The sequence below is a fragment of the Glaciecola sp. HA4-3 genome (assembly GCF_055693685.1).
Map to the genome: position 1 here is coordinate 1180159 of NZ_CM146340.1, position 12206 is coordinate 1192364.

Genomic DNA, 12206 nt, shown 5'->3' on the forward strand with positions numbered 1-12206 from the left:
TTTGTTATTATGACTAAAGGTATACGTTATAACGCGTCACTTGCAAGCACAATTTTTTAAATTTAGTTAAATAAATAAGGAATTTGTGTTTAACGCGCTACCCATCCACCATCAAGCACAAGATTCTGCGCTGTCATGTTTTTTGCCGCTGGGCTCATTAAAAATTCAGCCGTTGCAGCTAGCTCATCTATATCAATAAATGATTTTTTAGGCATAGGCTCTAAGAATATTTTTTCAACAACCTCTTGCTCTGTCATATTATTAGCTTTTGCTTGAGATGCTATTTGTGCTTCTACTAATGGCGTCTTCACGTAAGCAGGGCATAGGTTATTAATTGTAATATTGGCATCGCCAGTTTCAAGTGCCACGGTCTTTGCAAAGCCAACAAGGCCATGTTTTGCCGCCACATAGGCCGATTTATATGGTGAAGCCACTAAAGAATGAATAGAGCCTACATTAATGATACGGCCATAATTCTGCTCACGCATTTGAGGTAAAAATGTTTGTGTTAATAAGGCTGGGCCAACAAGCATTACATCTATCAGCAGTTGCCATTTATCAGCTGGAAAATCTTCTAACGGGCTTACATGTTGAATACCTGCATTGTTAATTAGCACATCGACACGCAAGTTCCCTAATCGTTTAGGTAGCTCTTTAATTGCAGTTGCATCAGTTACATTGATATCAAGCGCGAGTGTTTTGGTACCATATTGCTCTAAAGCACTTGCTGCTTTTTGAGCGGCTTGTTTATTCATATCGGCAACGATAATGTTGTGCCCCGCTTTAGCAAGATATTCTGAAATACCAAACCCAATACCACTGGCGCCACCAGTGATGAGGACTGTTTTTGTGTCTGTGTTTTGCATGTTTATTGATACCATAATTTTGATGAATTAATGTTAAAAAACGATGTTGTCTAGCTTGTTCATTAATTGACGAACCGCGCTAATTTGTGGCCCTTCTTTGTTAGCATAATCAGCACCGGAATATCCCCACCAATCCCAACATGCTTGAGGGTTTAATGGAAACATACTGGATTTTTCTGTTTGAGGATATAGCACGATCATCTTATTGTTTGCTGCCCATTGATTAAAGCCAGATTTTTTTGCGTAGGTATCGTTTATATTGTCAATGGATTGGTTACAGCCGTGAAAACTAATATGCAAAGTACATTCTTCGCCTTGTTTGCATGCATCAGGCACATAAATAAAGCCGTCAGGCGCAAGATAAGCGTTATCGCTTTGTAGGACATCATGTTGATTAAATTTAATTAGCTTACCAACTGATTCACTTTTTTCGCTCGATACTTTGGGCTGCAAATCACCATAAATATGTGTCAAAATAGCACCCGCAGTATCAAAACCGCATTGACCAATAAATGGCGAAACAGAGACCGAACAATCACTTCCATTATTTTCTGTTGGCATCAAATGAGCAAATTCTTGCGTAAGTTCAACGCGAATATTTTCCTCTTTGAGTAATTGCTTATACTGTGCCACCAAGGCTTGAGTTGCTTTTGCTGAAATTGTTTGGTCAAGTGTCCCGCGCAAGATAAATACTTTATCGTCTTTGATGTTAGTCGTTGATGCTAGTTTACTGACGTTGCTTGCGCCTTCGTATTGCGAGTTAAACGCTTGCATAACGTTTTGACTGTAGTTTTCAGGTGCCTCAGATAGACATTCACCAATAGCCTTGCTAAGCGAGTTCTGAGCACAATAATAAGGGCCACTTGCAATCAAACCTGCACCTACTAAGGTGTCAGCATGAGAAAAATGAAACTGAGTGGCCATGTATGCACCAGAAGAAAGTCCTGAGACACTTGTTTTGCTCAAATCCATATTCAGTTTTATGTCGCTTGATTTGTTGGTATTGGCCATTGCTGAAAAACTAGGTAACGCTAGTAGCAAATAGGCAGCACTTACTCGCACAATATTTTTGTTAGGTAAACTCATTACTATCGCCTATTTATTTTTCTAAAAACTCACGAATTAATGCTTCATGTTTTGCAATGCCCGAAACACCTTCAAGATGCCCCAGTGGTCCATCAATTGTCTCTAGGATAACGGGTTTGTTTTGTCTATCTAGTTCGTCAGCAATTTTTTGAGCATGATAGGGCATCAACAATAGATCATTTCGTGCGGGTAACAATAAAACCTTTGCTTCTAAATTTTGCAGGCCTTTGTCTAATGAGCCTTCCATTCCTGCAACAAACAATTGATTTGCTCTTACTAGATATAAAAGATGGTTAGCATCCATCAACGACGCTCTTGCACTTGCTCTTTCCATCAACCACTCAACAATACTTGGTTTGGATGCTATATCGGTTAAAGGTCCATCTTCTAATACTTGATAGCCTATTTGCTCGCCAATTTGGTTAAAAAATTGTGGATGCAATGCTGACTGTGTTATCAGCGCAAGTGCATAGCTTAAACCTTGCATAGGCCATTGTGACTTTGGTTTGTGGTAATAATTACCTTGATTAAAGTTTGAATCCATTAGGATTGGCATCGTCCATTGCTCAAGCGCTGCTGAAGTCCATGCATCAGCGCTTCCACTTCCTATTACAGAAATAAGGCGCTCTACCCAGTCAGGGTAGGCTGTTGCCCATTCAATCGCTTGCATTGAGCCCATCGAAGGGCCAGCTACAGCATGAAGTTTTTCAATACCAAGGCTTTCAAGTACTGACTTTTGCACATTAACGAAGTCTCTCATTGTCACAACCGGAAAGCGCAAACCATAGGGTTCACCCGTTGCCGGATCAATACTTGCCGGTCCAGTGGTAATAACGTTCGGGTCATAAGCACTAATATTGACAAGTGAATCAACACTAATGACAAAAAATTTGTTTGTGTCTATTGCTTTGTCAGGTCCAATAATACTGTCCCAGTAACCAGGCTCATCGTCATCTACACTATATTTGCCTGCAGCATGAGAGCTACCAGTAAAATAATGCGTAATTAGTATGGCATTTGATTTTTCCTCATTTAACTCACCATAACTTTCCCAACCGACTCTCACATCACTAATTGTTTGGCCATTAAAGGTCTTAAACGTCTCAATTGAGTGTATGTTTTTTTCGACCAACATATACTGGGTTCCTTGTTCGGCAATGACTTGTTCAGCTGATGATGCAAATGCTGCAGTATTGAGTGTTAAAAGCGCAAAAATAGCGCTCAATAATAGACAAGGTCTTAAACGATTACCATTGAAACGCACAATATTTCCCCTAATTACAGTACTCATAAAAACAGCCTTTTAAAAAATGATAAACAGAGCAATCGCTAAGATAAGACCAATTAAAGGAACAACAACCGTAAGTGCCGCCATAGGTAAATATGCTGCGCTGTGTGTTTCATGACAGATAGCCCTAATTGTCGTGACGACATAACCATTGTGAGGGAGCGAGTCTAAGGCTCCAGAAGATATGGAGACGATACGGTGTAATTCATTAGGGTCGACACCTTGCTCTAGGTAATATGGTGCTACTTCGGGTAAAGCGATTGCCTTACCGCCTGAAGCACTACCTGTTAATCCAGCAATGACACTAACTGCAATGGCCGCACCTATTAGCTCATTACCTGTAATTTGAGTCATTAACTCTACGGTGTCTTGAAATGCCGTAGTAGTTTTGGCAATGGCACCAAACCCAACGACTGCTGCAGTATTACCAATTGCAACCAAAGCACCTGTCGTTCCCATGTTAACGGCTTCTCCCATATCTTGGAAGTACTTGAAATTAACAACAATAATAGCGATTACGCCTCCACCAAGTGCAGCAATAAGCGCCATCTTTCCATATTGTTCATGTAAAAAGAATGAAATAAGTAAAACCACAACTAAAGGCACAAAACCAGTTAGTGGGTGAGGGTATTCTCGAGTCTTTATTTCTGGGTCGATACTTTTTGCTTGAAAACATTCGCCATTATTCACTGCATTTGCCACCATTTTTTTAAGCCACCAATACCCAAATATGGCCATAAACGTGGCAACTACCAGAGCTAACTTCCCAAGCAGCAAAAGGTGAAGTCCCTAAATATTGAATAGGTATCCAATTTTGAATTTCTGGTGACCCTGCAGAGGTCATTGTGAAGGTGACTGAGCCAAACGCTAGGGTTGCTGGAATAAAGCGTCTGGGTAGATTGGCATCTTTAAACAGACTTAGTGCCATTGGATACACCGAAAAGGCGACCACAAACACTGAAACACCGCCGTAAGTTAGCACAGCGCACGCAGCTACAACTGCAAATACCGCTCGTTTGTATCCTAGTTTATCGATTATAGCCTTCGCAAGTGAATCAGCGGCACCCGTATCTTCCATAAACTTGCCGAAGATCGCACCAAGCAAAAACATGAAAAACCATGAAGCCACAAAACCTGAAAAACCATTCATATAGGTAACAACAAAATTTGCATCACCTTCAAAAACGGCCATTCCATTTGTACTAGCAACGATAAGTGCACAAAAAGGCGCAGCTATAAAAAGATTCATACCGCGTATAGTAAGAATGATTAGCAAGATGAGACCGCCAACCAGTCCGATTAAACTCAACATATTATTATCCTAGCGTGGTTCGTTTTATTATTATGTAAACACATCTGTGACCGCAGATTGCTTGGATGCACTAAGTGTGTGCGCAAAGCGTCTAAATTCCCATAGTACGATCGTACTAGTTATTTTTTTACATAATTAACTTAAATTTAACAAAGACCGCAGTGCTTAGCGAATGTAAAACAAAATCAAAATATAATAAGTATTAAGGGAAATTCCATGACGAAACACAATGCTTCATTCCAAACGCCACCAGTATTTGGCAAACGTAAATTAGCAAAAACCATTGCATTACTATTAGCAACAAGTGGTTTTGGCGCTATGTCAAGCAACGCTTTTGCTGTTCAACAGACAAATGAAACTGAAGCTGGAAAGCTAGAGACAATTGAAGTAACCGCTAGAGCGCACTGCCGAATCGCTGCAAGAAGTGCCTGTTGCGGTAACGTCTGTAGGCGCAGAGGAATTACTCGCTAATGGTATTGCTGTGTTAACCGAATTACAACAATTCTCACCTAATACGACTTTACAGACAAGTCGAGGCACTAATAGCACTCTTACTGCGTTTGTTCGTGGCATTGGACAACAAGATCCGCTATGGGGCTATGAACCTTGGCGTTGGTATATATGTAGATGATGTCTACATTGCGCGTCCTCAAGGTGCAGTTTTAGACCTACTTGATGTCCAAAGAATAGAAGTTTTAAGAGGTCCTCAAGGTACTCTTTATGGTAAAAATACAATTGGGGGCGCGGTAAAGTATGTGACGCGTGAAATGACAGGAGACACCAGTTTTACTGCGCAAGCCACAGTGGGAAGTTTTTCACAACGTGACGTAAAACTAACCGGTCAGATACCACTTATTGATGATTCCTTATATTTAGGCGTTGGTTATGCTGATTTGAGCCGAGATGGCTTTGGAGAATATTTGCTATCGGCACTGCCTAATCAAGACCGTGAGAATTACAATAAAGATTTATGGGCTGCAAGAATAAATCTTGAATATCGCCCAAGCGATGATTTATTCATTAGATTGGGTTGGGATAAAACGCAAGATGACTCCAATGCAAAAGGTGGGTATCGATTGTTGCCAAGCTTGCTAACCAATGCTCCGGTTCCTGATAGTGTTTACGACTCTTATACGAGTTTGCCAACTACAAACGAAGTGCAATTAGAAGGCTACAACTTAACGGTACAATATGACATTTCTGATGATCTAGAGATCAAATATATTGCATCTGATAGGGAAAGTTATTCGCCGACTAATATCGATTTTGATAATACACCTCTAGATATATTTGATGTTCCGGCTGAGTACCGAGACAACAATCAAACTCACGAGTTACAAGCTAACTATTTTGGTGACAATCTAAAACTAGTCAGTGGCTTGTATTATTATGATGGTGAGTCATGTGGAAACTTCAATGCGATTCTTGGTGTCTTAGGCAGAGCATTAGGTGCTAGCGGTTTAACTCGAGAAGTCGCTGGGTGTAATAATTCGGAAAGTTATGCAATCTACACTCAAGGGTCTTATGATTTTACAGAAAAGCTATCTGTAACAGTTGGTGCTAGATACACAGATGAAAAGAAAACAGCCCAAGTAGATAATGGATTAATTTTCGCCAATATATATCCGTTTACGGATTGGATTCCCGGTTTTGTAAGACCTGAGGGCCAGTTAGTGCCGACTGTTTTGGGTGAAGATACCAACAATGATGGTGTGCTCGATGCGCCGACATCTCAAAGCTGGTCACGATTTACACCACGCTTGGGCGTAGAGTATCAAATGAACGACGACACGATGTTTTATGCATCATACAGCCAAGGATTTAAATCAGGCACATTTAATCCTAGAGCGGAAGGGAATGAACCAGGTGTTGATCCAGAAATTGTTGATTCTTTTGAAATCGGTGTAAAGAAAGACTGGAATGACCAACTGCGTTCAAATTTAACGTTATTTAGTTATGACCATAAAGATCGCCAATATATCGCTGTGGGGTTAACTGACGACAACACAACGCTAAACCAAACGCTTCAAAACGCAGCCGAGACTGCAGGTAGTGGATTAGAGGCTGAAATCACTTATGTCGCAACAGATAACTTACAATTTGATGTGGCATTGGGATACTTAGATTTCGATATAAAACGAAATGATGCTATTCCGCTGCTTATTGGTCTGTCAAATTCACCAGAGTATACTGCTAATTTTGCGGCAAATTACTTCTTAGAAACCGACTTTGGTAGCTTTATTTTTAACGCGAATTACTATTATCGTGATGATTATTTGATATTTGAAACAGCAGAAGACCTAAGCCAAGATGGCTACGGTATCGTTAATCTAAGCGTTATGTGGGAAAGTAACAGCGGTGAATGGTATGCAAGCCTGCACGGCAAAAACTTAACTGAGGAGGAGTATTTGGTAGGTGGGTATAATTTCACTGGTCCTGCTGATGCTGCGGGTAATCCTACACCAGGTTTAGGCGGTGATGTCACACTAATTGGTTACTATGGTGATCCTCGAACCGTCCATTTAACGGTAGGTTATCGTTTCTAAGCCCCTAGTTATCATTCAATGTAAGATTGTTTGATACTCCCTTAGGGTAACAAGAAGCACAGGTTACTACATAAAAGGTAGCGCCTGTGCTTTTTTACTTTTGTATTTACTTGAGGTAGCATTTTTGACGACAGCTTTTCCTACAGATTTAGTTCAGGTATCTAGTAATCGAACAATGTACAAAGTATTAATAGCAGATGACCATCCTTTGTTTAGAAATGCACTTAAACAAGTGCTTGAAGAACATATGACGGTTGACGTGAAGCAGGCTAAGTCATTTGTTGATACACTCGAACAATTAGAGTGTGATCAAGATATTGATTTATTGTTTTTAGATTTAAATATGCCTGAAAACCAAGGTCTATCTGGTATTTCTAGTATACGAGCTCAATACCCAAATACTCTAATTATTGTTGTTTCAGCCCAAGAGGAAGAGCAGACAATCATTAAGTGCATTAAACTGGGGGCCAGTGCCTTTATCCCAAAATCAGTAGATTTCACCAAAATATCAGAGGCGGTTGATGATGTACTTGATGGCAAGCAATGGATGCCGGAGGCTTATGAGTTAAATAATGAAAACGTCAAAGATAATGACGTATTTAGTCAAATTGAGCAATTGACCCCACATCAACTTAAAGTGCTAAGACTTATTGCAGATGGCTTATTAAATAAGCAAATAGCATATGAGTTGCAGATATCAGAGTCTACGGTGAAGCAGCATGCCTCAGCGGTACTTAAAAAGTTAGGCGTATATAATCGGACACAAGCGGGTATCATCTATAAACAGATAATGAGTATTGAGTAAGCCTTATGTAGCGCTTAAGCTATCGATTTATAAGGCGCTAAAAAACTTGCTGTTCATGTTTATAAGAGTTTTTGAATAAGGCGTTTTAAAGCCGCTAGTTTTACAGGTTTTGGTAAGTATTTCATGCCATTTGAATACGCTAATTCTTGAATTTCTTCGCTGCGATCTGCACTGCTTAAGATGGCATGAAAGCTAGAGCAATGCTTACTTTTTATGGCTTGATATACCTGGATACCGGTATCTGAGTTATCCAAATGATAGTCTGCTAGTAGCAATGAAATATGCTCGTTAATCTTCATGGCTGAATCAAAATCGCGAGCAGTGTAGACGATTGCGCCCCAATCTTCAAAGGCTGATTTGAGTGCGCTTTTAACTGCATCATCATTTTCGAGGATCAATACTGATTTGTTCGCTAATAGAGCTTCTAAGGCAGTACTTGAGGGGCTAGAGAGCTTGTCTAGCTTAGATGGCTTCTGTGCAACTTTAGGCGTTGAAACTTCAAATATGGTGCCTTTGCCTTCATAAGAACGCAGGCTAATTGGGGTGTCAAGTAAACGACTGATTCTTTCTACTATTGTCAGTCCAAGTCCTAAGCCTTGATGGCTATCAGAGGGATCTAGTCGCTTAAACTCTTTGAAGACCTGCTCTTGCATTGCACTTGGGATGCCTTTGCCTGAATCGGCGACAGTAATGTTTACTTTTCCCTTAACGCGTCTGACACCTAAAACCACTCGACCATTCTGGCTATAGCGGATTGCGTTTGATAATAAATTTTGAATTATACGAGTTAACAAGCGTCTATCAGACATGATCCATACACTAGTGGGTACATAAATCAAATCAACGTTATGTTTATTAGCAATGATAGTAAAGTCAGTATGAAGTTGTTTAAGTAATTCGTTTAAATTAATCGAACTTAACACAGGTTTTATTTGGTTATTTTCTAGTTTGGTTATCTCTATAAGCATACCCAATAAAGATTCAGCATTCTCCAAAGCACTCACTACATTGCTTGCTAATTCAAACTCTTTCTTTGTTTTTAGTTTTTCACTTAGCATTGATGCAAAAAGACTTGCTGCATTGAGAGGTTGAACTAAATCATGACTGGTGGCTGCTAAAAATTTGGTTTTACTGATATTTGCTTGTTCAGCTTCATTTTTTGCGGATTCTAATTGCGCCGTTCGCTCAATGACACGTTGCTCAAGGTCACGCTTGGATTTTTCTAATTGATGCTGGATATTGATGTATTCGCTAATATCCGAATAGCAGGTAGTAAACCCACCACTAAGGTATAGGATGGCCTGATATTTCATACACACTGCCATCTTTTTGAGGGCGGATTACTTTATATGATTTTCCTTCATATATTGCCCGCATCCGTTTTTGAATTTCTTGGTCTTTGTTATCCCCTAAAATTAGCCCTCGCTGAGCGTTAAATTGAAGAATATCTGCTAAGTGCTTACCCACTTGAAGGTACTCAGGCGGGTAGTGAAACATGTCAGCGTAGATTTTGTTCCATGCAACAAGACGTAAATCTGCGTCAACAACACTTACTCCCATGGGAAGGTGTGTAATAGAGGCTTGTAAAATTTCTTTATTGAATTGAAAGTCTTTACCGGCTTGTTCTGCTAGAGCTTGCATTTTTCCTTCATGATGAGGTGAAAACTGTGATATCGCATTTAATAATATCTGGGCACTAGCGCTTCCCACATGTGATGAAAGAAGCTTTTCAGCTCTATATACAAAGCTATCACTTGCGCGCTGTTCGGGGTTGTTTGCAATCAAAGCGACATTTTGATTGAACTTTTGAGCAATATTTTTGGGTAATAGACCCTCTAATAATCGGCTAAGATCTTGATAATTGATATTGAAGCGAGTTTGTATAGATTGACTGCTTTTAAATGGATTTAGATAGGCATTATGCGGTTTTACAAAACGAGAAATCGTATAGATAATGAGTGAGTTAATAATCAACGATGCAAACAGAACCATTGCGATTTGTTCACCTCGTTGCGTGTAGTCCCCGTTTGATAACTCAAGTGTCTGCGGCACGACTGCAGGCATTAGCATCCCGAAAATAATAATAAAAGCGCCAACACTTAAGCCCCACATTACCGCAATTTTGTGAACATGCTTTGCGTAAAGGCTAAACATAATAGCTGGCAATGTTTGTGATAACAGTGCAATGGCGATAGTACCCGTCTCTACTAAGGTAGCTGACTGCCCAATATTGACATGATACCAATAGGCGATTACGAGCATAATAAGTATAGTGTATTGACGTATACGAAGGATTTGATTCGCTGAAAGTTTTCCGGTTAATGCAGCTTTTCCTTTTCGTTTTAACCATAAAGGCGTAACAAGACTATTAGCCACCATATTTCCTAGCGAAAGACTAGCGACAATTACCATGCTGGTGGCTGCGGCTAAGCCCCCAATAAACGCTATGATAGCCAATGCGCTATTGTTTAGTTCAATAGGAATGGCTAAAACAAAACTATCGGTACGAATATCAGGATTTTCGCTAAACATAACCGTACCGGCTAAGGCTATTGGTAGGATAAATAATGACATTCCTATTAAATAGAGAGGAAACAACCATCTAGCTTGGTCTAATTCATCTTGGTTTTTGTTTTCAACAAAAGTGACATGAAATTGTCGAGGGAGGCAAAACATTGAACAAAAACCCAGTAGTACGTGGCTAAGATATATCCATATTGCAAAAGGTTTGTCGATAATCTCTCTTGACGCTTGATGATTAAGGCTTTTTTCAAATAAATCTACTACACCGTCATGCATGATATAAACAACAAATAGCCCGATACAACATAGTGCAACAAATTTAATCACCGATTGAACAGCAATTGTCAATAAAAGACCTTGGTTTCGTTCTAGTAAATTCATTTTACGAGCGCCAAACCATATTGCAAAAAACGCCATGCCGCCCGCAACGTATAAGCTAATTGATTGAGACCACTTTTGACTATCTTCAACTAGCATCCCTAGTGCCAGACTTAATGCGTCTAGTTGCAAGGCAATGTAGGGAATAATGCCCACAAAACACAACAGTGTTACACCAACTGCAAGGGCCGAAGAGTGATCAAATCTTACTGAAACAAACTCAGCAATAGACGTAATGTTATGTTGTTTGCACAATGCGTTGATACTACTTAATGCTTTAAAGCCAAATAACATCGCGATGATTACGCCTAGATAGGTTGGTACAAGAGGCCAACCAAATTGCGTGGCTTGAGTGCTTGTGCCAAATATCGCCCACGAAGTACAGTGGATACCTAAAGCCAATGAATAAACAGATTTCGGTAAGTCCTTTATTTTATTACCTAATGTTGCGGTAATAAAAATAAAAAACATGTAAATCAGTGTGATAGCAATTAACGACCATATTGAAATCATGAAAATAGGTATCCAAACGTCAGACTTTTTAACTAAAAAGATATTGAAGCTACAAAAATATCATAAAAACTCAAAGTTATAACTTGAAGTGCATAAATAAGTCCCCATTATCACGACCATACGATAAGTTCCTTTTAATAAATCAGCGATGCGAGACAGCAAATGAGCCAAGATAAAGCCTCTAACCAAGATATACAAAATCACAACGATGAAACACAAACGCCACAAGAGCAAATAGTAGAGCCTATAGAGTCTGATATCACTGATGATTCAATGACAGATGAAGAGCTAGAGCAGGCAGGTTTTGACTGGAAGGTTTATGCTGATGAACTTGAAGGAAAACTTGCGGAGGCTGAAGCAAAGATAGATGGCCAAAAAGATGCAGTACTTAGAGCGAAAGCAGATGGCGAGAATGCTCGTAGACGAGCAGAAGCTGAAATTGATAAAGCGCGCAAATATGCACTCGAGAAATTTGCAGGTGAGCTTTTAGCAGTTGTTGATAACCTTGAGCGCGCAACCATGGCTGCTGATGCTGAGAATGAAACGTTGAAACCTTTATTAGAAGGGGTAGAGCTAACACAGAAATCATTCATTGCGACATTAGAAAAATTTGGAATGGAAGTGCTTGACCCGCAGGGCGACAGTTTCAATCCGGAACATCATCAAGCAATGTCTATGCAAGAAAGTGATGAAGTCGCGCCAAATACTGTATTGGCGGTTATGCAAAAAGGCTACCTGCTAAATGGGCGTTTACTTCGTCCAGCAATGGTCATGGTGTCTAGAGGCACAAGTAATGGCGTAGATACACAAGCGTAAATAAACATAAATAATTAATTCACCTATTGAAAATAAGGGTATCAACCCCACTTAGTAGGTAAAGCAACATTTT

7 protein-coding genes and 2 pseudogenes are annotated in these 12206 nt (G+C 39.8%); 3 read left to right on the forward strand and 6 right to left on the reverse strand.

The window, feature by feature from the left end; all coding sequences use genetic code 11:
* Positions 1-89: 89 nt before the first annotated feature.
* From ACZ1G6_RS05680 to ACZ1G6_RS05695, 4 genes and pseudogenes are all read right to left on the reverse strand, one after another.
* Positions 90-866, reverse strand: a complete 777-nt coding sequence (locus ACZ1G6_RS05680) for a 3-hydroxybutyrate dehydrogenase (protein WP_472618430.1) — start codon at positions 864-866, stop codon at positions 90-92.
* Positions 867-899: 33 nt separating this feature from the next.
* On the reverse strand, positions 900-1952 hold the full coding sequence (locus ACZ1G6_RS05685; protein WP_472618431.1) for an extracellular catalytic domain type 2 short-chain-length polyhydroxyalkanoate depolymerase: 1053 nt from the start codon (positions 1950-1952) through the stop codon (positions 900-902).
* A gap of 13 nt (positions 1953-1965) precedes the next feature.
* Complete coding sequence (locus tag ACZ1G6_RS05690; RefSeq protein WP_472618432.1) at positions 1966-3243, reverse strand: E22 family MetX-like putative esterase; 1278 nt, start codon at positions 3241-3243, stop codon at positions 1966-1968.
* A 12-nt stretch (positions 3244-3255) separates the two neighbouring features.
* Positions 3256-4552 (reverse strand): annotated as a pseudogene (locus ACZ1G6_RS05695) (GntP family permease).
* A 318-nt stretch (positions 4553-4870) separates the two neighbouring features.
* On the opposite strand from ACZ1G6_RS05695, the pseudogene ACZ1G6_RS05700 reads away from it, so the two are divergent.
* Positions 4871-7098 (forward strand): annotated as a pseudogene (locus tag ACZ1G6_RS05700) (TonB-dependent receptor).
* A gap of 124 nt (positions 7099-7222) precedes the next feature.
* Positions 7223-7903: a response regulator gene (locus ACZ1G6_RS05705; protein ID WP_472618433.1), complete on the forward strand. Its 681-nt coding sequence runs from the start codon at positions 7223-7225 to the stop codon at positions 7901-7903.
* Positions 7904-7962: 59 nt separating this feature from the next.
* On the opposite strand, the gene ACZ1G6_RS05710 is transcribed toward ACZ1G6_RS05705, so the two are convergent.
* Both ACZ1G6_RS05710 and ACZ1G6_RS05715 read right to left on the reverse strand, forming a co-directional pair.
* Positions 7963-9216 (reverse strand): ATP-binding response regulator, encoded by a 1254-nt coding sequence (locus tag ACZ1G6_RS05710; RefSeq protein ID WP_472618434.1) that lies wholly within the window; start codon positions 9214-9216, stop codon positions 7963-7965.
* Positions 9188-11317: a PAS-domain containing protein gene (locus tag ACZ1G6_RS05715; protein WP_472618435.1), complete on the reverse strand. Its 2130-nt coding sequence runs from the start codon at positions 11315-11317 to the stop codon at positions 9188-9190. Before ACZ1G6_RS05715 ends, ACZ1G6_RS05710 begins: the two co-directional genes overlap by 29 nt.
* 162 nt (positions 11318-11479) lie before the next feature.
* On the opposite strand from ACZ1G6_RS05715, the gene grpE reads away from it, so the two are divergent.
* Entirely contained in the window at positions 11480-12133 is a 654-nt protein-coding gene (grpE, locus tag ACZ1G6_RS05720) for a nucleotide exchange factor GrpE (RefSeq protein WP_472618436.1), read from the forward strand.
* Positions 12134-12206 lie beyond the last annotated feature (73 nt).

What these genes read in the sequence shown, in the direction of transcription:
- ACZ1G6_RS05680 (WP_472618430.1), bottom strand. Translation starts at nt 866, where the DNA reads ATGCAAAACACAGACACAAAAACAGTCCTCATCACTGGTGGCGCCAGT.
- ACZ1G6_RS05685 (WP_472618431.1), bottom strand. Translation starts at nt 1,952, where the DNA reads ATGAGTTTACCTAACAAAAATATTGTGCGAGTAAGTGCTGCCTATTTG.
- ACZ1G6_RS05690 (WP_472618432.1), bottom strand. Translation starts at nt 3,243, where the DNA reads ATGAGTACTGTAATTAGGGGAAATATTGTGCGTTTCAATGGTAATCGT.
- ACZ1G6_RS05710 (WP_472618434.1), bottom strand. Translation starts at nt 9,216, where the DNA reads ATGAAATATCAGGCCATCCTATACCTTAGTGGTGGGTTTACTACCTGC.
- ACZ1G6_RS05715 (WP_472618435.1), bottom strand. Translation starts at nt 11,317, where the DNA reads ATGATTTCAATATGGTCGTTAATTGCTATCACACTGATTTACATGTTT.
- grpE (WP_472618436.1), top strand. Translation starts at nt 11,480, where the DNA reads ATGAGCCAAGATAAAGCCTCTAACCAAGATATACAAAATCACAACGAT.